Annotated in this window: 26 protein-coding genes; 16 read left to right on the forward strand and 10 right to left on the reverse strand. The window is 37.7% G+C overall.

Features of this window, described 5'->3' with window-relative positions; translation table 11 throughout:
• Positions 1-64: 64 nt before the first annotated feature.
• The 4 genes from ACKWCD_RS10055 to ACKWCD_RS10070 form a co-directional block, all read right to left on the reverse strand.
• Positions 65-1150, reverse strand: a complete 1086-nt coding sequence (locus ACKWCD_RS10055) for a phosphotransferase enzyme family protein (RefSeq protein ID WP_413983814.1) — start codon at positions 1148-1150, stop codon at positions 65-67.
• A complete protein-coding gene (locus ACKWCD_RS10060) occupies positions 1141-2025 on the reverse strand; it encodes a nucleotidyltransferase family protein (RefSeq protein ID WP_413983815.1) in 885 nt (294 codons plus the stop codon). The genes ACKWCD_RS10055 and ACKWCD_RS10060 overlap by 10 nt, the downstream gene beginning before the upstream one ends.
• 67 nt (positions 2026-2092) lie before the next feature.
• On the reverse strand, positions 2093-3484 hold the full coding sequence (locus ACKWCD_RS10065) for a Gfo/Idh/MocA family protein (RefSeq protein WP_413983816.1): 1392 nt from the start codon (positions 3482-3484) through the stop codon (positions 2093-2095).
• Between the two features lie 48 nt (positions 3485-3532).
• Positions 3533-3928 carry a group III truncated hemoglobin gene (locus tag ACKWCD_RS10070; protein WP_413983817.1) on the reverse strand — a complete coding sequence of 132 codons (396 nt, stop codon included), beginning with the start codon at positions 3926-3928 and terminating at the stop codon, positions 3533-3535.
• 125 nt (positions 3929-4053) lie between these two features.
• Here ACKWCD_RS10070 and ACKWCD_RS10075 point away from each other — a divergent pair, with 125 nt between their 5' ends.
• A complete protein-coding gene (locus ACKWCD_RS10075; RefSeq protein ID WP_413983818.1) occupies positions 4054-5331 on the forward strand; it encodes an NAD(P)/FAD-dependent oxidoreductase in 1278 nt (425 codons plus the stop codon).
• A gap of 133 nt (positions 5332-5464) precedes the next feature.
• On the opposite strand, the gene ACKWCD_RS10080 is transcribed toward ACKWCD_RS10075, so the two are convergent.
• Positions 5465-5623, reverse strand: a complete 159-nt coding sequence (locus ACKWCD_RS10080) for a hypothetical protein (RefSeq protein ID WP_413983819.1) — start codon at positions 5621-5623, stop codon at positions 5465-5467.
• Positions 5624-5807: 184 nt separating this feature from the next.
• Between ACKWCD_RS10080 and ACKWCD_RS10085 the strand changes: the two genes are divergently transcribed.
• Positions 5808-6965 (forward strand): homogentisate 1,2-dioxygenase, encoded by a 1158-nt coding sequence (locus ACKWCD_RS10085; RefSeq protein ID WP_413983820.1) that lies wholly within the window; start codon positions 5808-5810, stop codon positions 6963-6965.
• Positions 6966-7019: 54 nt separating this feature from the next.
• On the opposite strand, the gene hutG is transcribed toward ACKWCD_RS10085, so the two are convergent.
• The 4 genes from hutG to hutH all read right to left on the reverse strand — a co-directional run bounded on the left by hutG (position 7020) and on the right by hutH (position 13191).
• A complete protein-coding gene (hutG, locus tag ACKWCD_RS10090) occupies positions 7020-7979 on the reverse strand; it encodes a formimidoylglutamase (RefSeq protein WP_413983821.1) in 960 nt (319 codons plus the stop codon).
• A 3-nt stretch (positions 7980-7982) separates the two neighbouring features.
• On the reverse strand, positions 7983-9986 hold the full coding sequence (locus ACKWCD_RS10095; protein WP_413983822.1) for a urocanate hydratase: 2004 nt from the start codon (positions 9984-9986) through the stop codon (positions 7983-7985).
• A gap of 280 nt (positions 9987-10266) precedes the next feature.
• Positions 10267-11520, reverse strand: coding sequence for an imidazolonepropionase (gene hutI / locus ACKWCD_RS10100; protein ID WP_413983823.1), 1254 nt, complete (start codon positions 11518-11520; stop codon positions 10267-10269).
• A gap of 90 nt (positions 11521-11610) precedes the next feature.
• Positions 11611-13191, reverse strand: coding sequence for a histidine ammonia-lyase (gene hutH / locus ACKWCD_RS10105; protein WP_413983824.1), 1581 nt, complete (start codon positions 13189-13191; stop codon positions 11611-11613).
• 79 nt (positions 13192-13270) lie between these two features.
• Between hutH and ACKWCD_RS10110 the strand changes: the two genes are divergently transcribed.
• Both ACKWCD_RS10110 and ACKWCD_RS10115 read left to right on the forward strand, forming a co-directional pair.
• A complete protein-coding gene (locus ACKWCD_RS10110; protein WP_413983825.1) occupies positions 13271-14161 on the forward strand; it encodes a LysR family transcriptional regulator in 891 nt (296 codons plus the stop codon).
• A gap of 43 nt (positions 14162-14204) precedes the next feature.
• Entirely contained in the window at positions 14205-14759 is a 555-nt protein-coding gene (locus ACKWCD_RS10115; RefSeq protein ID WP_413983826.1) for a nitroreductase family protein, read from the forward strand.
• A 3-nt stretch (positions 14760-14762) separates the two neighbouring features.
• Here the strand turns inward: ACKWCD_RS10115 and ACKWCD_RS10120 are convergent, their stop codons facing one another.
• Positions 14763-15266 carry a DUF456 domain-containing protein gene (locus tag ACKWCD_RS10120; RefSeq protein WP_413983827.1) on the reverse strand — a complete coding sequence of 168 codons (504 nt, stop codon included), beginning with the start codon at positions 15264-15266 and terminating at the stop codon, positions 14763-14765.
• A gap of 232 nt (positions 15267-15498) precedes the next feature.
• Between ACKWCD_RS10120 and ACKWCD_RS10125 the strand changes: the two genes are divergently transcribed.
• The 12 genes from ACKWCD_RS10125 (at position 15499) to ACKWCD_RS10180 (ending at position 25419) form a co-directional block, all read left to right on the forward strand.
• Complete coding sequence (locus ACKWCD_RS10125; protein ID WP_413983828.1) at positions 15499-15864, forward strand: BlaI/MecI/CopY family transcriptional regulator; 366 nt, start codon at positions 15499-15501, stop codon at positions 15862-15864.
• Positions 15861-19016 carry a TonB family protein gene (locus tag ACKWCD_RS10130; RefSeq protein WP_413983829.1) on the forward strand — a complete coding sequence of 1052 codons (3156 nt, stop codon included), beginning with the start codon at positions 15861-15863 and terminating at the stop codon, positions 19014-19016. Before ACKWCD_RS10125 ends, ACKWCD_RS10130 begins: the two co-directional genes overlap by 4 nt.
• Positions 19013-20152: a tetratricopeptide repeat protein gene (locus tag ACKWCD_RS10135; RefSeq protein ID WP_413983830.1), complete on the forward strand. Its 1140-nt coding sequence runs from the start codon at positions 19013-19015 to the stop codon at positions 20150-20152. Before ACKWCD_RS10130 ends, ACKWCD_RS10135 begins: the two co-directional genes overlap by 4 nt.
• 42 nt (positions 20153-20194) lie before the next feature.
• Entirely contained in the window at positions 20195-20671 is a 477-nt protein-coding gene (locus ACKWCD_RS10140; protein ID WP_413983831.1) for a ubiquitin family protein, read from the forward strand.
• A 73-nt stretch (positions 20672-20744) separates the two neighbouring features.
• On the forward strand, positions 20745-21299 hold the full coding sequence (gene ruvC / locus ACKWCD_RS10145; protein ID WP_413983832.1) for a crossover junction endodeoxyribonuclease RuvC: 555 nt from the start codon (positions 20745-20747) through the stop codon (positions 21297-21299).
• A 28-nt stretch (positions 21300-21327) separates the two neighbouring features.
• On the forward strand, positions 21328-21693 hold the full coding sequence (locus ACKWCD_RS10150) for a four helix bundle protein (protein WP_413983833.1): 366 nt from the start codon (positions 21328-21330) through the stop codon (positions 21691-21693).
• Positions 21694-21736: 43 nt separating this feature from the next.
• Positions 21737-22867 (forward strand): radical SAM family heme chaperone HemW, encoded by a 1131-nt coding sequence (hemW, locus tag ACKWCD_RS10155; RefSeq protein ID WP_413983834.1) that lies wholly within the window; start codon positions 21737-21739, stop codon positions 22865-22867.
• Positions 22868-22890: 23 nt separating this feature from the next.
• Positions 22891-23628, forward strand: a complete 738-nt coding sequence (locus ACKWCD_RS10160) for a cyclase family protein (RefSeq protein WP_413983835.1) — start codon at positions 22891-22893, stop codon at positions 23626-23628.
• Positions 23628-23966, forward strand: a complete 339-nt coding sequence (locus ACKWCD_RS10165) for a DUF4260 domain-containing protein (protein WP_413983836.1) — start codon at positions 23628-23630, stop codon at positions 23964-23966. Before ACKWCD_RS10160 ends, ACKWCD_RS10165 begins: the two co-directional genes overlap by 1 nt.
• Positions 23967-23982: 16 nt before the next feature.
• Positions 23983-24609, forward strand: a complete 627-nt coding sequence (locus ACKWCD_RS10170) for a DUF4230 domain-containing protein (protein ID WP_413983837.1) — start codon at positions 23983-23985, stop codon at positions 24607-24609.
• A gap of 7 nt (positions 24610-24616) precedes the next feature.
• Complete coding sequence (locus ACKWCD_RS10175; protein WP_413983838.1) at positions 24617-25051, forward strand: Dabb family protein; 435 nt, start codon at positions 24617-24619, stop codon at positions 25049-25051.
• 8 nt (positions 25052-25059) lie between these two features.
• Complete coding sequence (locus tag ACKWCD_RS10180; protein ID WP_413983839.1) at positions 25060-25419, forward strand: MmcQ/YjbR family DNA-binding protein; 360 nt, start codon at positions 25060-25062, stop codon at positions 25417-25419.
• Positions 25420-25422 lie beyond the last annotated feature (3 nt).

Here is a 25422-nt window from a genome sequence, read left to right on the forward strand (position 1 = left end):
AAAAAAACTGCTTTTAAGTATTTCTAGAGGGTAAAAAAAGCGAAGAGTTATAAAGCTCTAAATACTAGTGCCGTGAAGATTTGAGTTTTTCAGAAAGTACGGTCCTCATATAATCAATATTTGAGAAAGCCTTTTCGGTAAAGTCAAATAAACTCAAGCAGCGGTCTAAATTCTGATTTTCGTAAGCGACTTTATAGTAAATGTTACCGTTGAGGTAATCGGTGAGTGCTCTAATACCATGTAGAAAAGGCATTAGTAGTACACCATAGGGAAGTGCCTTAATTTCTTCAGGGGTTAAAAAAGAATCATTTGATGCTAGTCCATCAAGAAAAGCTTCAAAAAGATTTTTGTCAAATGTGATTTTGCTGTGTTCTTGCTCATCTTCCGGAGCTGTATTTACGATAGTTCGAATAGCATCTCCGAAATCAAAATGAAAGTATCCAGTCATTAACGTATCCAGGTCAATAAGGCATAGGGCCTTTTTTGTTTCCTTTGAAAAAAGAATGTTGTTGAGTTTAGTGTCATTATGACAAACACGCTGAGGTAAATTACTATTATGCATTGCTGTTAACTTCACAAGCATATCCTTCGAGAAAAGAATCGCTTTTTTAGCTATTTCCTTCTTTTTATCTGAAGCTCTTGCCAACGCCGCAAGAAATTGCATTTTACGAAGTTCCAAATCATGAAACTTCGGAATGGTATCTGTATAAAGTGCTATGGGTTCATGAGCTAATAATGTATGAAACCTCCCTATAATTCTGCCTGCTTCAAATGCGATTTCACCCTCTGCTGTGTTATCGTAGGTTGTACTATTGGTTATATAGGTCATAACGCGCCAATATCCAGATTTATGAGAAGCATATGCTTTGCCGGAAAGTGCAGGTATCAATTTGATTTGTTCATACTCTTCACCCTTTAGGTACTTGAGTGCACTATTAATATTCATCATTAGACCCTCAATATTCTCGAAGATATTATGATTAATACGCTGCAGAATAAATAATGGCTTTTCTTCACTAAATACCAAAAAGGTATCGTTAATGTAACCCGCCGTTAGGGATTTAAAGGAATATTCTTTTTGGGCAACCTTAAATTCCTTTAGGATTGTCTTGAGTTTGTCTTCGGAGTAGTTTCCCAATTCTATGGCCATAGAGGCGAAATGTATTGATTTTGTGCGGTCTTATTCTGCAAGCTTTTCATCGCTTTTTCCTTGTCGCTTGCATAGGTAACTCCAAACCATTCACCTCCTGATGGCACTAGTTTAACACTTGCTTCTCCAGCTTGTAACATTTCTTGTATGGTAATCGGTAGATAGAGCTCGCTATTGGCAATGCGATCTTCATCCTTCAGGAAAATACGGAATTCAGATTCAATCTTAGCAAAAATGGAAGGTTTGCAAACCCAAAAGTTCATACTTACTTGCTCGTTTCCAGAATAATTATTTCCTGAATGATGATCGATAACGCTATCACCTTGTTGTTCTAATTCGAGTCGTTCCTCAACTGAGGTAAGGTCATCACCTTCGACCATACAGACGCCACGAGAAACTGAACCATGTTCGGAAAGTGTATCTTTTAAGGTGTAACCGAGCAAAGCATAGGTATTGTCATTCGGATGCTTTTGCATAAATTTCGCTGCATTTGCATAAGCAGATTGTCCATAGAAGTCATCCGCATTGATAACCGCAAAAGGCCCATCAATAACATTTCTGGCCGTCCACACCGCATGTGCGGTACCCCATGGCTTTTTACGCTCTCCAGTAAAGGAAACTCCTTCAGGTAAATCTGTTTTTTCTTGGGCAAGCACATCCAATTTTACACTTTGAGGCAATCGCCCACTTAGATGGTCTTTTAGAAAATCAACATTTTCCTTTTTTGTAATGACAACGATATGATCAAAGTTGTTTTTGATGGCATCATACATCGCGAATTCCATCAGAAATTCCCCTGCTGGGCCTAAATCGTCAAATTGTTTCAGTTTTCCGTATCGGCTTCCACTACCAGCGGCCATTAAAAGTAAGGTCATGTTTTTGTTGTTTTAAGCGACAAAAATAGGAGTTTGGATTTGATAAGAAAATTGATTTTTGTGAAATCTATAGCAGTTTCATTGACTTAGGATCCCAATTCACTGGCTGTTTTTTATAATAGCTCTCATTGGCTAAAAGTGCTGCGCCAGCAGCCCGAAGTCCGAAAGTTGGGTCTTGTACAATGTTTCCTTTTCCTCGGATGGCTTGAAAGAAATTATAAAAATGATCGTAATGTCCTCCCTTATAGTCTTTTGGTGCCTCCCAGGTGGTCTTGCCAAGGTTTAAGCTGGAAGCCCTAGTCTCGAGATTTTGAGCAGCATAAGCTTCCTTGATTTTTTGCTGAGTTGCTTCGGTGTAGGCAATCATAGAATACCCTCCAGGTACCATTCCCAATTTTGAGCGTGTCAATCTCACAGAGTTTTGACCTACTTCCATCTCACCTTCGGTACCAATAAGTTTGAAACCACCACCACCGCCCGAGCCTGCAATGAAATTGATTCTAAAGACAGCATTGAATGCTGCATGAGTATTTGTTTTTGGATAGTCGTATAGTGTAATACTCACATCAGGAACATCCCGGCCATCATTCCAATAGCGAAGTCCGCCGGTGGCCAAAGCCCTGTTTGGTCCATTTGAACTAATCACATGGTTTAAAGTTGAAAAGGCGTGAACAAATAAATCACCGGCAACTCCTGTTCCATAGTCTTTATAATTACGCCATCTAAAAAAGCGTTTGAGTTCGTAGGGGGTTTTTGGAGCACTTCCTAAGAAGGTATCAAAATCAATAGTCTCAGTACTGGCGTCAGGAGGAATAGGATATTGCCATGCGCCTTCAGCGGAGTAACGGTCATTGTACATATCTAGCATAACCAAATCGCCAATGGCGCCGTCTTCATACAACTGTTTTGCCTTTTCGTTACCTAAAGAGGACATACCTTGGCTACCTATTTGGCATAGTTTTCCTGAGGATTTTTGCGTCTTTATGATTTCTTGACCTTCTTGCCATTTTTGAACCATAGGTTTTTCGCAGTACACATGTTTCTCTGCTTTTAAGGCGTCGACAGTTATCTTTTTATGCCAGTGGTCTGGTGTGGCCACAATTACAGCGTCGATATCTTTTCTTTTCAATAATTCACGATAATCTCTAGTGGTAAACAAGTCATTTCCCCAAAGTTCTTTAGCTCGGTCTAATCTTCCATCATACAAATCACAAACGGCAACCAGTTTTACTCCGTCTACTTTTAGGGCAGCTGTTGTATCGTAAATTCCTTGTATACCTGAACCTATCAACCCCAGATTAATCTGGTCGTTAGCAGCGAAGTTCAGAAATTCATAATTTTTATCTAGGATTACTTTTTGTTCATAATCTGCAGCAAGAACCATTGGGGCAGAAGTCATTGCCGCTGAACCCAAAGCCGCTTTTTTAAGAAATGACCTTCGGGAAGTATTTTTATTCATTTTAACAAAGTCTAAGATTACTGTCGATTTTTAAAAGTAGTGAATTCTTTAAGTTCTATTGCGATGCTCAAATATTTTCAGGAATAACATCGTTGACATTTTCTGAGCCCTGTTTTTAGCAACCCATGCCGTCTCACCTTCGAAAAGTTCATCGATGGTTTCAAACCAGAGATTCAACCATAAACCGAAGTGTTCTGAGCTTACTGAATTGTTTGTTTTATCATCAACTTCTTGATGCACTGAGACGGGATTGCCCTGGTATTTCCGTTTTAGGAAAAGTTGTGTTTCCCAGAAATCTGTTAGGAGCTCAAAATGCACCTCCCAATCGGTGATAATCTGATTGAAAATAGGACCAAGAATATCGTGTTTTCTTACTTTTTGATAAAAGCTCACCACTAGGTCATTCACATCTTTTCTATTGGAAATATCGGCTTTGACCTTCATTCAATGAAATTAGTAAATTTTCAAATGGATGTACTATGAAATTGGGATTAATCAATAGCTGAAAACTTATTTGCATAAAGCTTTTTTGCTGTGTTTTCACGTCGTAATTTTGTGTAAAATTCAATATGAATTTACCTAATACTTCACAAAAAAGAATCGTCATTATCGGCGGTGGGTTTGGGGGTATTTCCCTGGCGAAAAAGCTAAAAAATTTAGATGTTCAAGTAGTACTTATTGACCGACATAATTACCATACATTTCAACCCTTACTGTATCAGGTTTCCACTAGTGGTTTAGAGCCAGATTCTATTGCTTACCCCATCCGAAAAGTTTTGAAGCGGTTAAAGAATTTTCATTTTCGCTTGGCATCCGTAGAAAAGATAAATCCTGATACAAAAGAGATAAAGACCAACATAGGTGAATTGACCTATGATTATTTGGTTTTGGCTACCGGAACCAAGACGAATTTCTTCGGAAACGCTAATATTGAGAAACATGCTATGCCGATGAAGACCGTTCCGCAAGCATTGAATATTCGAAGCTTAATGCTCCAAAACTTTGAAAAAGCGGATGATTCAGAGAGTGATGAAGAGCGAAAAGCGTTACTCACTTTTTGTATCGTAGGCGCAGGACCAACAGGTGTAGAACTCGCTGGTGCATTTGCCGAATTGAAACGAAATGTGTTTCCAAAAGATTATAGACACTTGAATGTCGATGAAATGGAAATTCACCTTTTTGAAGGAGGACCTAGAATATTAGGTCCGATGAGTGAGCACGCTTCTGAAAAGTCTAATCAATTTTTGAAAAGACTAGGAGTGAAGGTTCATCTAAATACGATAGTTGCGGATTATGATGGTGACCTATTGACAAAGGCTAACGGTGAGACCCTGAAAACCAAAAATTTAATTTGGGCAGCTGGAGTAACCGGAGCTTCAATAGCGGGATTTGAAAATACAAAACTTGTGGAGCGGCTAAACCGTTACAAGGTTAACCTATTTAACCAATTGGAAGGATGCTCTGACGTCTTTGCGATTGGTGATATTGCTTACATGGAAACAGAAAATTTTCCTAATGGACATCCGCAAGTTGCACAACCCGCCATTCAACAAGGAGAACATTTAGCAAAGAATTTGAATCTGATTTTTCAGGAAAAACCAATGAAACCTTTTACCTACTTTGATAAAGGAACTCTAGCAACAATAGGGCGAAATAGGGCTGTAGCCGATTTAGGTAAACTAAAATTTAGTGGATTTTTCGCTTGGTTTATTTGGATGTTCGTTCACCTTATGGCCTTAGTAGGGTTTAGAAATAAAATGATCGTTTTCTTTAACTGGGCCTATAACTATATCAATTATGACAAGGCTGCTCGTTTAATTGTAAGACCTTTTAAACAGAAAACATAAGTTTTCAAAAAGCTTTGTTATATTTGCAGTGTTGTGTTGTGATCCAAAACCTTTCAAAAGGTGCGGACCAATGAAAGGCTTTCCAAGTTGGAAGGCTTTTTTTATGCTAAAAACTTAAGGGATAATATTAGAATCAACTTGCTTTGCTAAGTGATTTTAATTTTTTGGTTTCTGCCACTTTTTTTAAGCGGTCGTTCAAAGCTTCTCGTTCTTCTTTCAACTTTTGCTCTTGTAGGCGTTGCCATTCTCTTCTGGCCTTTGCAGCTTTGGTCTGCTGACGTGATCGATTCATTTTCAGTTAGTTAGAGTTTTGTTCATACAAAGTACAAAGATAGGGGGGTACAATAAAGTTTATTCGATGATGTGTTAATCTCAACGTTAAAACGCTCTTTCTTTTGGTAAATTGTAAGGATGTGATTTCCTAACAGGCAACAATAAATATTGTAACTTTAGGCATAGAAAAGAGAGAACTTCTTATGCCGATATATCACAATTTAGGAAAAATCCCACACAAAAGACATACTGTTTTCAAAAAAGAGGATGGTACATTGCATTATGAACAGCTATTTGGTACAATTGGTTTTGATGGCATGTCATCACTTATGTATCATTTGCATCGCCCTACACAAGTAAAAGAGGTGGGGAAAACCGTGGACATTACGCCCAGAGCGGCGGAAGAATACAACATAAAATCTCGCTTATTAAAAGGTTTAGAAATCAAACCCCAAGATGATTATTTAGATAGTAGAAAGACGATTTTATTCAATTCAGATGTTCATGTTGGTTTAGCAGCACCAAGAAAATCCATGACAGATTATTTCTACAAGAATACTGATGCAGACGAACTTTTATTTATTCACAAAGGTTCTGGAACTCTAAAAACCATGCTTGGTGAAATTCCTTTTGAATATGGGGATTATTTGGTGATTCCCCGAGGGATGATTTATCAAATAACATTTGATTCAGAGGATAATCGCTTACTAGTGACAGAAAGTTACCATCCTATTTATACTCCAAAAAGATATCGCAATTGGTTCGGACAACATTTAGAACATTCTCCTTTTTGCGAGCGAGATTTTAAACTTCCGCAGAACTTGCAAACACATGATGAAAAAGGAGAGTTTTTAATGAAGGTAAAGAAGCAAGGTCAGTTGCATCATTTGGTGTATGCAACGCATCCTTTTGACGTAGTTGGTTGGGATGGTTATAATTTTCCTTACGGATTCTCAATTCATAATTTTGAACCTATTACAGGACGTGTTCACCAACCGCCTCCAGTACACCAGACTTTTGAAACAAGTGCATTTGTAGTGTGCTCCTTTTGTCCGAGATTATATGATTACCATCCGGAATCCATTCCTGCACCCTATAATCATTCAAATATAGATTCCGATGAGGTTTTGTATTATGTGGATGGTGATTTTATGAGTCGAAAAGGAATTGACCAAGGCTATATTTCGTTGCATCCTGCAGGAATTCCGCATGGGCCACATCCTGGGACTTACGAAGCTAGTATTGGTAAAAAGGGTACCGAGGAATTGGCGGTAATGATTGATACATTCAAACCTTTAAAACTTACACAAGCTGCCATGGATATTGATGATGGGAAGTATTATCAGTCTTGGTTAGAGTAATTTCGCTGTCACATCGAGCGGAGTCGAGATGCAATTATAAGAAGTTTAATGACTTTAAATTTGATGCATCACAAAATGAATTAAACTAGCAGCCAACTTAGCCGTTTGATGGTCTCTATCATACTTCGGATTCATCTCAGCAATATCTAAACTAATCAGCTTTTTAGAATCGATTATCATCTGAAGCGTCTCTAAAACAATATCCGGAGAAAAACCCATGGGTGATGGAGCACTCACCCCTGAAGCGTAAGCAGAGGAAAATCCGTCGAGGTCTATCGTGACATAAATACAATCTACTTCTCGAATGAAATCTAAAACAACTTGAACCACCAGTTTCGCATAATGTGTTTTGAACTTGGTGTTCTCGATATAAGTTACCCCTAAATCGTTAGCTGTTTTAAACAACACTTTGTCATTGGCATCTTTTCGAATTCCTAAACAGAGGTATTTGAATGTTGAATTATCTTTTTTACAGTTTTCGGCTATTTGGAAAAAAGGAGTTCCAGAATTGTTGCCGGTTTTATTGGAGCGTAAGTCAAAATGCGCGTCGAAATTTATGACACCAATGGTTTTGTCTTTTCCCAGGTGATTTTTTATACCGTTATAATGTCCATAAGCGATATCGTGACCACCTCCAAGTAAAATAGGAAATGTACCTTGCTGCAATAGCTGAACCACTTTTTCAGCGAGATGAGTTTGAATATTTTCAAGCTTACCATCGATACACTCTAAAGTTCCTGCATCAATAAGCGAAGTGCTTTTTTTGAGATGATTGGGTAGTTTTGCAAGTGCTTTTCGGATCGCTTCAGGTCCGTCAAAAGCGCCAATTCTTCCTTGATTTCGTTTAACCCCTTCATCACAGGCATAGCTCAGAAGTGTAAAACTCTTTTTTGATTTCTTCGGAAGTGATTCTCGTTCAATATTGATGCATTGTACCTTTTCATGCAAATAGAGTTTCTTACCAGACTTTCGCCCAGTCCAGAATTCAGGATTTGTTTCAAGGTATCTGTTCATCTTTCAATCAAATAAATTGCTTAGCAACTCATCTTCTACTAAGTTAGGTAAAGTAACTTTTAGTTCAGGCGTGCGTTCCATTTCTCTTTTGATGGCGAAAATAGCTTCGTCATTTCTGGCCCAGCTTCTTCTTGATATTCCGTTATTCACATCATAGAACAGCATATTTTTTAATCGTTTTGAAGCTTCTGGTGTACCATCAAGCACCATTCCGAAGCCGCCATTCATGACTTCACCCCAACCGACTCCACCGCCATTGTGAATGGAGACCCAAGTTGCTCCCCGAAAGCTATCGCCAATGACATTGTGAATCGCCATGTCGGCAGTGAACTTACTGCCGTCGTAAATATTACTGGTTTCTCTAAAGGGAGAATCTGTGCCGCTGACATCGTGATGGTCTCTGCCCAAAACAACAGGGGCAGATAGTTCTTCGGATTGAATGGCTTGATTAAAAGCCTCTGCAATTTTCGCTCGTCCTTCCGCATCGGCGTATAGAATTCTTGCTTGCGACCCGACTACCAATTTGTTGTTTTCAGCTTCGCGAATCCAAGTGATGTTATCTTGCATTTGCTGCTGTATTTCTTTGGGAGCGGTCAACTTTATCTCCTCCATTACCCTTAATGCAATAGCATCTGTTTTTCTTAAATCCTCAGTTTTTCCAGAAGTACATACCCATCTGAAAGGACCAAATCCGTAGTCAAAACACATGGGGCCTAAAATATCTTGTACATAAGAAGGATACCTGAAATCGATATTGTTTTCCGCCATCACATCTGCGCCGGCACGGGATGCTTCCAAAAGAAATGCATTCCCATAGTCAAAGAAATAGGTTCCTTTTGCTGTATGTGCATTAATTGCAGCGGCATGTCTACGTAAGGTCTCTTGAATTTTCACTTTGAATTCCTCCGGATGCTCACTCATCAAGTGATTCGATTCTTCAAATGATAATCCGACAGGGTAATAACCACCTGCCCAAGGATTATGCAATGAAGTTTGGTCAGAACCTAAATGGATAAATAGATTTTCGGAGTCGAATCGCTCCCATACATCAACAACGTTACCTATAAATGCTAAAGCAACTACTTCCTTGTTTTGAATAGCTCTTTTGACGCGTGATACCAATCCATCTAAATCATCAAGTAATTCATCAACCCAACCTTGTTCGTGTCTTTTTTTCGCAGCCGCAGGATTCACTTCAGCACAGATCGTTATGCATCCGGCAATATTTCCCGCTTTGGGTTGGGCACCGCTCATACCTCCTAATCCTGCAGTAAGAAATATTTTTCCTTCGGGATTTTCATCCGTTTTCAAAACCTTTCGAAAAGCATTCATCACGGTAATTGCTGTTCCGTGGACAATGCCTTGCGGACCAATATACATGTAGGAACCAGCTGTCATTTGTCCGTATTGAGTAACACCTAAAGCATTGTATTTTTCCCAATCATCGGGTTTTGAATAGTTGGGAATCATCATTCCATTGGTGACCATAACCCTTGGCGCCTCCTTCGAAGATGGAAACAATCCCATCGGATGTCCAGAATAAATATGAAGCGTTTGCTCTTCGGTCATAGTAGCCAAATACTGCATGGTCAAAAGATACTGCGCCCAATTTTGAAACACAGCTCCATTACCGCCATAGGTAATCAACTCTTCTGGATGTTGCGCTACTGCAGGGTCTAAATTGTTTTGAATCATCAACATAATACCCGCCGCCTGAATGCTCTGCGCAGGGTATTCGTGAATAGGTCTTGCATACAATTCGTAATCAGGTTTGAAGCGATACATATAAATTCGACCATACCTTTTTAGTTCCTCAGCAAATTCCTTAGAAAGTGCTGCATGCCAAGCTGTCGGAAAATAGCGAAGTGCATTTCGAATGGCTAATTTTTTTTCATCCAAAGAGAGAATATCTTTTCGTTTGGGAGCATGATTCGCGTCGCGCCTATATTCCTTTTTCGGAGGAAGATTCTCGGGAATTCCCTGAAGTATTTGCTGTTTAAAAGTCATTTTTATTCAAATTTTTTAGCTCCCCTCCTTTTTCAAAGAGGGGAATGAATTGAGCTTTAGCTCAAGAAAGGGGTGGTAAAGCCCAAGCCTTTATTTTTATCATAAACAGAGCGTAAGAAAATTAACATCAGAGTTTACCACCCCGTCTTCTTGTTCTGCCTTTGGCAAATCAAGAATCCACCCCTCCTTGAAAAAGGAGGGGAGCTATTAAGGTTTTCTCAAAAAGATCGGTTTTATTTTTAATCATTTTCCTCAATTTAAGAATTCCCCCTTTTGGGGGTTAGGGGGCTTTGTGTTTATCAAAAACCAATTCCCCATTTTTCCAGACCATACAGGGTTTGAAATTGCCTTGATTGTATAAAATTTCTTGATAGTTATCTGTATGAAAACCAATGAAATCGCCGGTATACCCTTTTGCTAACTGGCCTCTATCGCTTAAATTCAAAGCAGCCGCGGCGCGGAAAGTGATTCCCGCTAAAACTTCCGCGTTAGAAAGCTTTTCAAAAGTTCCCAAAATTGATGCCTGAGTTAGCAAATCACCCATAGGTGCAGAACCTGGGTTGTGGTCACTTGCAATGGCTAATGCTCCACCTGCATCAAGAATCTTACGTGCCGGAGTGAAATCACAGCCTAACCCTATGGAAGCTCCTGGTAAGGCGGTCGCTATAACTTTGCTATTCGCCAGAAGTTCAACTTCTTTTGGTGTACTCGCTTCCAAATGGTCTGCACTTACGGCATCAAAATCAATTGCAACTTGACTCCCGGAAGTTGAGAATTGGTCGGCGTGAACCGTAATATCAAAGCCCATTGCCTTTGCTTTTTCGAAATACGGAGCGATTTGCTCTGCAGAAAAAGCACTTTCTTCAACAAAGGCGTCGATACGATTTGCAAGTCCTTTCTCCTTTAAAATGGGAAATAGTTTTTCACCTATTTCACCTAAGTATTGTTCATGGCTTCCATTGTAATCCTTCGGAAGCATATGGGCAGCCAAACAAGTCGAAATCAAATCGGCCGAAACAGCACTATTGGTTTCTTTAATAGCATGAAGCATTTTAAGTTCTTCATCAACTGATAAACCATAGCCACTTTTGACTTCAATAGTGGTTACTCCGTTTTTCAAATGGCGATTCGCTAGTTTGGTGGTTCTTTTTATCAATTCCTCTTTGGTAGCTTTTCGGGTTTGAGTTACGGTATCCCAAATGCCGCCACCTGCTTTTGCTATTTCCAAATAGGTTTTGCCCGCATTTCGCATGGCGTAATCTTTAGCTCTTGAGCCTCCAAAACAAATGTGAGTGTGAGAATCAATAAGGCCGGGAAGACAGGTATGATTTCCTTTTAGTTCATGAATTTCGATTCCTTCGGAACGCTTAGCGAGGTCATCAAAGTTTCCAATAGCTTTTATTTTTCCATTTTCAACTATGATTCCACCGTCTTCAATGATGTTAAGTTGACTATCAGAAATAGCACCCTTTAAGGATAATCCCGTCATGGGGATGATTTGTTTGAAGGGGCCAATGAGTTTCATTTTGTTCATGTTTTATTTTAATTCAGAAAATAGAGAAGAGAATATAGAAAAGAGATTTTCCCCCGTCTTTTTTCTCTTATCTAATCTCTTTATTCTTTTTTAATATACTTCAAATTCATCAGAGTATTTGGTCGCCAAAGAGATTTTCTCTCTCTTGCCTATTTCATTAATCAAGCGAAGTATAGTCTTGTCTTTTATCATTTGAATTCCCATTTCAATATCATTGGCAAAAACTCGGTCCTTATCTGCAAAGGCCACTTTTTTACGGACTTCTTTATGAATTTCCTCCAAGAAAATTCCTGATTTCATGGGTTTACGAAACTCAAAAGCTTGAGCGGCCGTAAGCAGTTCGATTGCTAATATTTTTTCGACATTACCAATTACTTGAAGTGCTTTTCTACCTCCTATGGAACCCATACTTACATGGTCTTCTTGTCCCAGTGAAGTAGGAATACTATCTGCACTGGATGGAAAACACAGACCTTTATTCTCACTCGCCAAAGCAGCTGTTGTGTATTGTAGAATCATGTATCCGGAATTGATTCCGGTATCTTCCATTAGCAATTTGGGTACTCCAGGACTGTTACCTTCAAGAGCTAAATAGATACGACGGTCTGAAATATTCCCGATTTCTGAAGCGGCTAAACAAGCATAGTCCAAAGCCATTGCGAGCGGTTGCCCGTGGAAATTCCCTCCGCTAATGGTGAGCTCTTCATCGATGATAACAGGATTATCCGTGACAGAGTTCAATTCAACTTCAACCAATTCTTTCAAATGCAGCCAGGCATTTCGAGAAGCACCGTGCACTTGTGGAATACATCGCAGCGAGTAGGGGTCTTGCACACGTTCACAATCAATATGGTCTTCCATGATTTCCGAACCTTTCAAGAGTCGTTTTACTCTTTTGGCAACATGTATGTTTCCTTTGAAAGGACGTAGGGCATGAAGCTCATTGAAAAACGGTTTGACCGAACCCTGCAAACCTTCAATCATCATGGCGCCAATTACATCTGCTTGCGAAAGACAAGAATGTAATTTCTCAACCACTTTGACAGCATGAGCAGCGATAAACTGAGTTCCGTTGATTAAAGCAAGCCCTTCTTTCGGACCTAATTCTAGCGGTTTAAGATTGTATTTTTTAAAGAAGCTGGATGTGTCATAAGTTTTTCCTTGGTGTTTGATTTTACCAAGTCCAATTAGAGGGAGGAATAAATGAGAGAGTGGTGCTAAATCCCCCGAAGCTCCAACTGAACCTTGCGACGGAACAATTGGTATAGCATCGTTTTCGATATGCCAGATAATTCGGTCTAAGGTGGTTTCCGCAATTCCTGAAAACCCTTTTGCTAAAGAATGTACTTTAAGAATCAACATTAATTTTGCAATCTCTTTATCTATAGGGTCACCCACACCAACACTATGACTTTGTAGAATATTAGTTTGCAGAATAGTGGTTTCTTCTTTGGATATTTTTGTCGTACATAAAGGACCAAAACCAGTATTGATTCCGTAAACAGGATGCCCCTTATCAACAATATTTTGAACGATTTCCCAACTAGAGGCTATTTTTTTTCTAGTAGATGAGCTTAGTTCTAATTTGGTTTTTCCAGATGAAATAGCCAAGGCAATGCCTGCAGTAAGCCAATCTTCTCCGAAACTAAAACTTGTGGGTGCTGAAATCATATACTTCGATTTTGGAGTATTAAAATTACATCTTATCTTTAATAATTACCAATACCATTTTTGTTAACATTCAATGCTTATGAGTTATCAAATAGAATTGCGCCATTTTAAATATTTTATGGCTGTTGCTGAAGAATTACATTATCGGAAAGCAGCCGAAAGACTATTCATTTCCCAGCCAGGTTTGAGCAGACAAATCAAGCAAATGGAAGAAATTCTCGATGCGCAGTTGTTCAATCGTACTAAGAAAAAAGTCTCGCTTACAGCAGCAGGGGAGTACTTGAAAGGCGAACTTGAATTCGTTTTAAACCACTTGGAGTTGACCAAAAAACAGCTAAAACTTATTAAGGAAGGAAGTTCGGGAGAATTACGTATTGGATTTCTTGGTTCAGCCATGCAACACGTTGTGCCGAAATTGTTGGTGCGCTTACGTGATACCCATTCTAATATAAAAACAAGTCTTGATGAACTCTCGAATCATGCTCAGGTTGATGCTGTTCAAAAAGACAAACTTGATTTGGGTTTTGTTCGCTTGGCTAGAGTCCCTAAAGAACTTCATATAAAGCCTGTTTTTGAAGATACATTCTCAGTAGTTCTGCCTAAGCATCATACCCTAAATCAAAATTCATTTAAGAGTATGAAGCAACTCAAGGAAGAAAGCTTTGTGCTCTTTTCACAAGATTATAGTCCCCTGTACTATGATAAAGTAATGAGCATTTGTGAAGATGCTGGTTTTACGCCAAAGGTGTCGCATCGGTCAGTACATGCACAGACCATTTTTACTTTGGTGGAAAATAATTTGGGCATAGCGATCATTCCCACTTCATTGCAGTATGGTTTTGATATGGATGTTAAATTCATTGAGCTCAAGAAAATTAAGCAACGCGCGCAATTGTCTGTTATTTGGAAAAAAGATAATCGGAATCCGGTGCTTCAGCATGGTGTGAATTTGCTGTTAAACGGACATTGATTCCCTCTTCAAAATCTTAAATTTGTATTCAAATAGAATAGCTATGATTTTTGATTTGATAAAAAAAAGGCGGTCTGTCTTTCCCTCAACATATATTAACAAACCTATTGCTAAAGCTGATATAGAGAGGATTTTGGAAGCCGCAAACTGGGCTCCCAATCATAAGAAAACAGAGCCTTGGCGTTTTAAGGTTCTGCAAGGAGAATCACAGGTGAAACTAGGTCAATTTTTATCAGAAAAATATCTTGAAGTTGCTGAGAAACCCAAACAAATTAAGACTAGGAAACTTTTAGAAAATCCCCCTAAAGCTGGGGCAATCATTGCCATATGCATGCAACGTAATGCTAACGAGTGTGTTCCTGAATGGGAAGAAATTGCTGCGACAGCAATGGCCGTTCAAAATATGTGGCTTTGTACTGCGGAACTAGGCATCGGAAGTTATTGGAGCTCACCCGGACTCATAAAACACATGGATGAGTTTTTCAACCTGAACGAAGGAGAAAAATGTTTGGGCTTCTTCTATATGGGGTATTATGATGCCGAACTTCCTGAAGTTACTAGAAAACCTATAGCTGATAAAGTGATTTGGATGGATTGAGACTTAGAACGGATTTAGTCCGGACCAATTATCAAATACAGTTTTAACAAACCACCCAGCAAAAATCATTGTGACCACGAACTTCATAAAAGTTCCAGTAAGGAATCCTAAAAATGAACCAAATGCAGCTTTTAAAGCTGTTTTGTTGTCTGCTTTATTTGAAAGCTCTCCTAAAAATGCTCCAACAAACGGACCTATAATAATTCCGAATGGAATAGGGGATAGAATACCTACAATAAGTCCAACCGTAGTACCTATCATTCCGGCACGAGTGCCCCCAAATTTTTTGGTGCCTACTGCGGGTATGACGTAATCCATAGCAAAAACAAAAAGAGCAACTGCTCCGGCAATTCCTAGATAGAGCCAGTTGTCTGGTACGGCATCAGTTAAATGAAGAAGTAATAATCCCACCCAACTTACCGGCGGGCCAGGCAATACAGGAAGAAAACTTCCTAGAATACCAAGTAGACATAATATAAATCCAAAGATAGGTAAGGCAATATCCATCAATCTCGTTTTGCTATAGGACGAAGATACTACTGAATTGTTACAGGTGAAATAAATTATTCAACTAAAAAATTAGTTTAAACTAAATATTTAGTTATATTTGTTCAACTAAAAAACTAGTTTGCGGTCTGGTAGAGCCTGCCTGCCGAAAGGCAGGCGCAGTCGAGACCTAATTCGAATATAGATAAACAGATTCCCGCGAAAGCGGGAATGAAAAATAAATAAATTTTCTATGAAACAATTGACAAAAGCAGAAGAAGAAGTAATGCAGATTTTGTGGCAGTTGCAAAAGTGTAATGTTGCTTCTATCATAAAAGAGTTGCCTGAACCAAAACCTGCCTACAATACCGTTTCTACAATTGTTCGAATTTTAGAAAGCAAGGGGTTTGTTGACCATGAACAAGAGGGAAAGGGCTATTTGTATTTTCCAATTCTAAAGAAATCGGACTATAGCAATCAATCGATTAATAAGTTGGTTGATGGGTATTTTCAAGGTTCTTTTAAGAGCATGGTGTCGTTCTTTATGAAAAAGAATGATATGAGTTTATCTGAATTGGAATCTATCCTAAAAGACATTAAAAAAGAAGACCAACCATGATACAATACATCTTAGAATGCATCGCATTCCAGTTAGTGTTTCTCATCATTTACGACTTGTTTTTGAAGCGGGAAACCTTCTTTCAATGGAACCGTTTATACTTAATTGGCACCTATATCATATCAATGGTTTTGCCATGGATAAAAATAGAGGCCATGAAAACCACTGTTCCGCAGTCGTTTCAGGCCTATCCTGAATTTTTGTGGAATACAAACGATATTGCCATAACCGCTACTACCGTGCAGGAAACCTCTTTTACTATTTCTTGGGAGTATGCGCTCCTCTATGGAGGTATGCTTTTAGCAACGGTATTTTTTGGATATAAGTTATACCAGATTTATAGTTTAAAGCGAAAGGGCGAAGTCCATTATTTTAAAGATTTCACTCAGATTGTTATTTCGAATAGCTCCATAGCATTCTCTTTTTTCAAATCTATTTTTCTTGGGGATAAAGTCATTGCAAAAGAGCATCAAAGTATCGTACAACATGAATTGGTGCATATTCGCCAAAGGCATTCGTATGACTTGATATTCTTTGAATTAATGCGAATTGTCGGTTGGTTCAATCCCTTAGTATATGTCTATCAAAGTCGTGTATCTGAATTGCATGAGTTTATTGCCGATGCTCAGGTGGCTAAAACGAATAAAAAAGAGCAATATGAATTTTTGTTATCGCAAGTATTCCAGACACAAAATATATCATTCATCAATCAATTTTTTAAAACCTCATTAATCAAAAAACGAATCGTCATGTTACAAAGAAATCAATCAAAAAAAATATGGAAGCTTAAATACTTATTGTTATTGCCTTTGGTTTTTGGAATGCTGGCTTACACCTCTGCGGAGCCAGAAGATGGTTTTTTAGAAAAAATTGAACAGTTAGAAAACAATGGTGATAAAGAACTTATTCTAGAAGTTCAAAAACAGATAGAAAAGGAAATGAAATCCTTTATCAATAGCAGAGGAGAAATTTTAGAGAATAAAGAATTTGATGTTCAAACGAAAGCAATATATAATTTATATCAAGACGCTTGGGAGAATAATAACTCTGAACATATTCTTTCAAAAAAGGCTTATTTCAAGAAAGTAATTATTTCAAATATGCTTTTTAGAAATATGGAAGACTTGATAAGCACACCAAATAATCCACTTGGGGATTACCGCGATATTATCACTTTACCATCAACAGGTGGATATGAAAATTATGTGAACAGAAAAAAAGCTTTTAAGATTCTGGATCAGAATTTAAAATACTCCATTGCCGCTTTTAACCAAGATATTATGTTGTTTGATAAGAGTGGGAAGTTTTCAAATCAATCGTTAGTTTTTGAGGTTATTGATGTAAAAGATTTGACAGGAAAAGAGTTAAAAAACCTAAATGATAAGTTATCAGAAGTTTTTGAAAAAGAAAACTCAAAGTACGCTGATATTGTTCTAGCGGATTCAAATTATGTTTTCAAAATAAGTTCTACTACCAAGAATTCTGAACTTCAGATGCACCTTAGAAACATGTCTTTCCCAATAGGAAAAACTGAATCCGATACCATTGATATTCGGGAGGTCAAAAACCGGAATAAAACCATAGTTCGAGACACCGACCCCATACCCTTTGCAAAAGTTGATCAAGTACCTGTCTTTCCCGGCTGCGAAAATTTCGATGATAAAAGAGCCTGCTTCCAAGAAATGATGCAAAGGCATATTAGTAAGAACTTCAACTATCCTAAAGAAGCGCAAGAAAAGGGAATTCAGGGTAGAGTAAACACCATATTTATTATTAGCAAAAAAGGAGAAATTGAAGGCTTGCGAATGCGAGGGCCAGATTCTCTTTTGGAAAAAGAGGTAGCTCGAATTATAGGTAAGTTACCCAAAATGAAGCCTGGTAAGCACAAAGGAAAGAAGGTTGATGTGCCCTTTTCAATTCCAGTGACTTTCAAATTAAAAGGTAAGGATAACTTTGAAATATTGCCTATAGACCCTAATCGATTTGGTCCTAAGGTTGCTGCAGCATTAAAGCAGTATAATCAGTTGGTGACAGAGCGAAGCAGGCTTTTGAAAAGCTCCAATGAGAAAAATCCCATCATAGTAAATCTTGATGAACAGCTGAGAAGACTAAAAGAGTCTTTAAGTAGTTCGTTGGAAGTTTCAGTGAATAACCTGAATAATTCTTTGGGCTCCTTGAAAGAGTCGATAAACAAGTCCAAATCATATTCAGCTGTAATTGACAAAAGAGGCGCTGAAGAACAGTATCTTTTACTGTTAAAAGAACGTGAGCGTTTGTTGCTAAATTCAAATGAAAAAAACCCTATCGTAGTAAATTTAGATATGCAATTGGAAAGTCTCCGAAAATCTATTTATCAAGACAGTGAAACAGTGCCCTTTGCCACCGTCGATAAGGTGCCAGTCTTCCCGGGTTGTGAAGATGTCGAGAATAAACGCAAATGTTTTAATGAAAAGATGCAGAAACACATTAGCAAGAATTTCAACTATCCAAAAGAGGCGCAAGAAAAAGGAATTCAAGGGCGAGTAGCTGTTATGTTTACAATTGCCTCGAATGGCTCTGTTCAAAACATAAGAAAAAGAGGTCCAGATGAGCTTTTAGAGAATGAAGTCGAACGTATCATTAAACGCTTGCCCAATATGAAACCTGGTGAGCATAAAGGAAAGGCTGTTAATGTTCCATTTTCGATTCCGATAACCTTTAAATTAAAAAAAGACAATGATAGCCTTCCGTTGAATTTAATTCTAGATGGCCCAAGTGGCAAAAGCCCTCTTGTAATTATTGATGGCAAGGAGAGTTTTAATGTTAAATTACATGAATTAGAACCTGATGAAATAGAATCTATAAATGTTTTTAAAGATGATGCCGCAACTCGAAAATATGGGGAGAAAGGAAAAAATGGAGTCATTGAAGTAAAAACTAAGAAGTTTGTTTTCAGTAAACCCAATCTTGATACAATAAAACTCGACACGAATAACGGTACAGACCCAATCTATTTTATTGATGGGAAGGAATCTTCCGGGGAAAAAGCAAAGGCAATAAATCCGAATTATATTGAATCAATTAACGTTTTGAAGGGTGAATCAGCGGAAGCCGTATATGGCAAAAAAGGGAAAAACGGAGTTATTCAAATAACAACTAAAAAGAAAGAGTGAAAAAAGCTATTTTTTTAATACTATTATCATGCCTCTTTCAAGCCGAAGCACAGTCTTCGGCTTTGACCATGGCAGACAGTTTATACGCAACTGGTAGCTATACAAAAGCCATAAATTTCTACGCTAAAGTTGGCTCGTCAAGAGGGAATCTGCAAATAGCAAGAGCATACAATTCTATTGGTAATTACGACAAGGCAATTCTGCAATATGAAAGCTTGATGGATGGGAGTCCCGAGTTGCAAATCGCCCGTTTTGAATTGGGGAAATTGTATCTAAAAACGAAACGTTTTGATGATGGTCGTAAACTGTTTACATCTTTGGTAAGTGATGATGCGAACAATCCAGAATACTTATATTATCAGGGAGAGTCTTTTCGAGAACTAGATCAAAGCGCGAGTAGTTTGGTTGCTTATAAAAAGGCTGTTGAAGTTGATAGTACCCATCTCAAAAGTATTTTTCAATTAGGAAAATACTTTGTTGTAAAACAAGAAACTCAAGAAGCCCTGAAATATCTTAATTTGGGCTTGCTTTTTTTTGAAAATGATGTGTCGCTAATTAATTTAAAGGCTTTAGCCCTATTCAATAATAACGAATATAGCAAGGCATTACCTTTTTTTGAACGTCTATTGGAGTTAGAGGAGCACAAACCTCATATCTATGGAAAATTAGCACATTGTTATTTTAAAGAGTGGGACTTTGAAAAGTCTAAAAATACCTATCACGCCTTAATTCGTATGGACAAAGACGATCCTGATCCATATTTTAATTTAGGACATGTTTTCCTAAAGGAGCAGCAATTAGACAGTGCCAAATTCTATATCAAAAAATCTAAAGAAGTTCAAGACCCTTCATTTCATAGGGAATATAGGAGTCTTGCTGGGATTGCTAGGGAAGAAGAAGACTTAAAAGGAGCTTTTGAATATTATAAATTGGCTTTTAAAGAAGAACCTTCAGATTATATGGCCTATTATCAAATCTGTACCACAGCAGATCAACTCTTTAAAGACCCTAACCTGAAACTACAGTATTATGAGAACTTCATAAAGAAGTTTGGTCCTGACATCAGATATTTTTCCGAAAGAGCTAAAAAACGCATATCTGAACTAAAACAAGAGCTTCACTTCGCGAAGGATTAATGTCCTTAAAAAATCGTAATTTCCGCCCAAGAACACAGGTACATGCGGAAGCTTTTCACAATATTGATTTTATGCGTATTTACGTCGTGCAGTCTATTTGAATCTACCGAAAAAAAGACGCAAAAGCTGGTCGAAAAAGAACTTTTACAAATCGACTGGACTGATGTTGACGACTACCCGCTATTTAGCGATTGTGATGAAACGGTTTCCAAGACGCTACAAAAAAGCTGTTTTGAACAGAAGATTATTTTACATTTGTCAGCGGACTTACAAGAGTTTCGACTGACAAGCCAAAAGGAAATCGAGGATGTGATTTTCCTTGATTTTGTAATTGAAAATACCGGAGATATATCAATTGTTGAAATAGAAAATAAGGAGATTTTTGGTAGTCAAATGGCCGACTTTAATGCTCGAATAGAACGAAGTTTGAAGAGCCTCCCGAGAATTGAACCTGCTCTAAAGAGAGGTATTCCTGTAAGTGCAAAATTTCGAATTCCAATTTTTCTAAACTCGAAGTAGTTTTATTAGAGACAAGAATGTCATGCGGAGCGCAGTCGAAGGGCTACAGTGCTAAAAATTAAAACACTAAGAATTGTCAAAAGAAAAAATCATATTAGGTATTGATCCGGGAACAACCATTATGGGTTTCGGACTCATAAAAGTAGTGGGCAAGAAGATGGAATTCATTCAAATGAATGAGCTGCTTTTAAGCAAATACAAAGACCATTATGTCAAACTTAAATTAATATTTGAGCGCACTATAGAACTCATTGATACCTATCATCCTGATGAAATAGCGATTGAAGCACCTTTCTTTGGAAAGAATGTACAATCAATGCTTAAGTTAGGTCGTGCTCAAGGCGTGGCAATGGCTGCGGGACTTTCCAGAGAAATACCAATCACAGAGTATCTTCCCAAAAAAATAAAAATGGCAATCACCGGAAACGGAAATGCGAGCAAAGAGCAAGTCGCTAAGATGTTGCAAAGTATGTTAGGGCTAAAAACACTCCCAAAGAATTTAGATGCCACTGACGGACTTGCGGCTGCTGTTTGTCATTTTTATAATGAAGGGCGTGTTGATATTGGGAAGAGTTATTCTGGTTGGGATGCTTTTGTCAAGCAAAATGAGAAGCGGGTAAAGAAGTAAAAAGTAATGAGTAATATGTAAACAGTTTATGAGACTTCAAGACCTAATTGCTTATCAAAAATCATTTAAGTTGGCTATGGAAATTTTTGAAATTTCTAAAAAATTTCCAAAAGAAGAAAAATATTCTTTAACCGATCAAATACGGAGATCTTCAAGAAGCGTAAACGCAAATATTGCAGAATCATATGCAAAACGTATATATCAAAAGCATTTCATTAACAAATTAACGGATAGTGATGGGGAAAACCTAGAGACACAGACTTGGTTAGAATTTGCTAAGGAGTGTAGGTATATTGAAAAGGAGAAATTTGATTCTCTTTTGGATGAAAGTATTCAAATAGGAAAGCTTATTCATTATATGATTCGCAACCCTGTTAAATTTGGTTCAAAATAACTCACCTTACTATTTACTTATTACTGTTCACTAATTACTATCGATGGCAGGTATCTACATCCATATCCCCTTTTGCAAGCAAGCTTGTCATTATTGCGATTTTCACTTTTCGACTTCCATGGGAAAGAAAGAGGCTATGGTCTCTGCACTTCGAAAAGAACTTGAACTTCGCAAAGATGAATTTAAAGACGAACCTGTCGAAACTATCTACTTCGGAGGAGGAACACCGTCAGTTTTAACATCCGAAGAAATCAATAGTATTATTCAATCCGTTTATGAAAATTATAAGGTTTCTGAGAATCCGGAGATTACTTTAGAAGCCAACCCAGACGATTTATCTAAGAATCAAATAATCGAACTATCCAAGAGTCCAATAAACCGTTTAAGTATAGGAATTCAATCTTTCTATGAAGAAGATTTAAAGCTGATGAATCGTGCTCATAATGCTCAAGAAGCTAAGAATTGCATCCGCGAAGCGACAAAACATTTCGATAACATATCTATAGACCTTATTTACGGAATCCCGGAAATGACGAATGAACGTTGGATTCAAAATATTGAAAAAGCACTTTCTTTTGGCGTTCCACATATTTCAAGTTATGCCTTGACCGTAGAACCTAAAACCGCTTTAGCAAGCTTTATCCAAAAAGGACTTATCAAAAATGTTGAGGATGAAGTGGCACAAGAGCATTTTAATATCCTACTAGAAAAAATGGAAGCGGCTGGTTTCGAAAGTTATGAGATTTCCAATTTTGGAAAACCTGGCTACTTCTCCAAGAACAATACTGCCTATTGGCAGCAGAAAAAATATATTGGTATTGGTCCGTCCGCACATTCATATGATGGTGAGCGACGGGGTTGGAACATTAATAACAATCCGAAGTATATAAAATCCTTAGAAAAAAATCAATTGCCCATTGAGATTGAAACGCTTTCGACTACTGACAAATACAATGAATACTTAATGACTGGTTTACGAACGATTTGGGGTGTTTCGCTGATCAAGGTCAAAGAAGAATTTGGGAAACAATACCATAAGTACTTATTACAACAAGCAGATAAATACGTCGATGAACAACTATTATTTATATATGGTGACAAATTAATAGCCACTAAAAAAGGGCGTTTTTTAGCTGACGGTATTGCAGCGGATTTATTTATGATTAACTTGTAAATACTGAATTAAGTTCAGCACATATGCTAGCCAAAATAAAAAACGACTTCATCGATTTATCCAAACCTTTAGATATATCTATCCCCCTCAGCGGAGATGCCAGCAACGTAAATGCTTGGTATGTTGACCACCCAAAAATTGAACCTCATACCGAAGGTGATTTTGTAGGGAAGGTTTCTGAAGGTGCTTCAACCAATTTCAATAATATTTCATTTAATCCGCATGCACATGGTACACATACCGAATGTGTTGGGCATATCACTAAGGATTTTCATTCTGTCAATCAAAATCTAAAACGATACTTTTTTAAAGCTGAGGTCATCACTTTAGCTCCTGAGAAATATCAAGATGATTTTGTTATTTCTAGAAAACAATTGCAGTATGCCTTGGGAAATAAAAAAAGGGAAGCTTTGGTTATTCGAACCTTACCCAACATAAATGATAAACTTTCGAAGAAATATTCGAATACGAATCCGCCGTATCTATTGGAACAAGCTGCAGAATTTCTTGTGGAAAAAGGAATAGAGCATTTGCTCATAGACCTTCCTTCAGTGGATAAAGAAAAAGATGGAGGCGCACTTTTAGCCCACAATGCTTTTTGGAACGCGCAAGGGGAAATTCGAAAACAGGCTACCATTACAGAATTTATTTTTGTACCCAACTCTGTAAAGGATGGAAAGTATTTTTTAAACTTGCAAGTAGCTCCTTTTGAGAATGATGCAAGCCCAAGTAGACCAGTGCTGTATAAAATTGAAGATTGATGAAAACTAGTTTAAAAATCGAAGAACTTTTCATGTTCGGACTAGGGGTATACCTCTTCAGTCTGTTGCCCTATGAATGGTGGTGGTTTTTGGTGCTGATTTTGGTTCCAGATATTGGAATGATCGGTTATCTGTTTGGAAATAAAGTTGGTGCCTTCATGTATAATTTGTTTCATCATAAGGGAGTGGCGATTGCGATTTACCTTTTAGGGGTTTATCTTTCCAGTACGATAGCGCAGTTAATAGGAATTATTTTATTTGCACATTCGGCTATGGATAGAATGATGGGCTACGGATTAAAATACGAGAAAGGTTTCAAATTCACGCATTTAGGATAGATAGGAAATAGTAATAATGGATAGCATATTTGATACGATATTAGGATTGATTCTAGGAGCAATTGCCACCTATTGGGTCTATACTTTCTTTAAGAAAAAGCAGAGTAAAGAAGTGACCCTTCATCAATCTACTGTCCTGTTAGAAAAAATAAGAAGTGTAAGTAAACTGGTTTCCGTTGAGGGCGAGTTTGCTGAAATCTATAAGTACGAGAATACGAAAGAACGTTTTCTGAGTTTGGTTTCTAGTAAGAAAAAGGCCTTGATTGTGATTAATGCAAGAGCCCAAATTGGTTATGATCTAAAGAAGGTACAAATAGAATCAGATGTAGATAATAAGCGTATTATCTTAACGAATTTTCCACAACCTGAGATTCTATCCATAGAACCTGAATTGGAGTTTTACGATATTAAAAACGGTATGTTCAATTCTTTTTCTCCAGATGATTTGACGACTTTGAACAATGAGGCCAAGAATCATATTCGAGAAAAGATACCAGAGAGCGGGTTAATGCAAACCGCACGCACGGAAGCTTTACAAGCTGTTTTAATTATAGAATCAATTGTCGCTACCATTGGTTGGAAACTGGACTATTCAGCTTTAAAAATTGAAGATAAAGAGAAGAAACTTCTTGAAAACAAATAGAAAATTCATGAAAAAAGCATTTTATACCTTACTATTTTTAACTTTTACAATGACCAGTTTTGGTCAAACTGATACTGATTCTCGTCTTCACGAGGATGACAATAAATCGAATAACATGAGAGAATTTGATCCTGCCTTTGCACATACCGTTTATTTCTGGTTGGCGAATCCAGATAGTAAAGAAGACCGAGAAGCTTTCGAAAAATCGCTTCAAAAGTTTTTAGACAACTCTGGCTATGCCAAAACTAGTTTTATTGGAGTGCCTCCCAGAGCTAGTCGTGAAGTTGTTGACGGATCATTCACATATTCTTTAATCGTGTCTTTCGAATCGGCAGAGGCGCAGCAAAATTACCAAGACGAGGCTCCTCATAAGTTGTTCATTGAAGAATCAAGTAAACTATGGACAAAAGTTATCGTTTATGATTCTAAGGGAGTAAACTAATTCGCTATATGAACATCGAAGAATTCAGAAACTATTGCATTTCTAAAAAGGGAGTAACCGAAAGTTTTCCTTTTGATGAACATACCTTGGTGTTTAAGGTAATGGGTAAAATGTATGCCTTATGCGGATTGGAAAGGGTGCCAACTCAAGTGAATTTGAAATGTGATCCTGAAAGAGCGATAGCACTTCGTGAAGAATATGATGGTGTGATTATTCCTGGGTATCACATGCACAAAGCGCAATGGAATACCCTAATGATTGAGCAATTGCCTCCTAAATTGATTCTTGAATTGATTGACCATTCGTATGAATTGGTAGTAGCCAAATTCACCAAAAAGCTAAAAGCGGAATTCGATACTTTGCAATAGAAA

It is taken from the genome of Maribacter taeanensis (genome assembly GCF_047345145.1).
Classification (GTDB): domain Bacteria; phylum Bacteroidota; class Bacteroidia; order Flavobacteriales; family Flavobacteriaceae; genus Maribacter_C.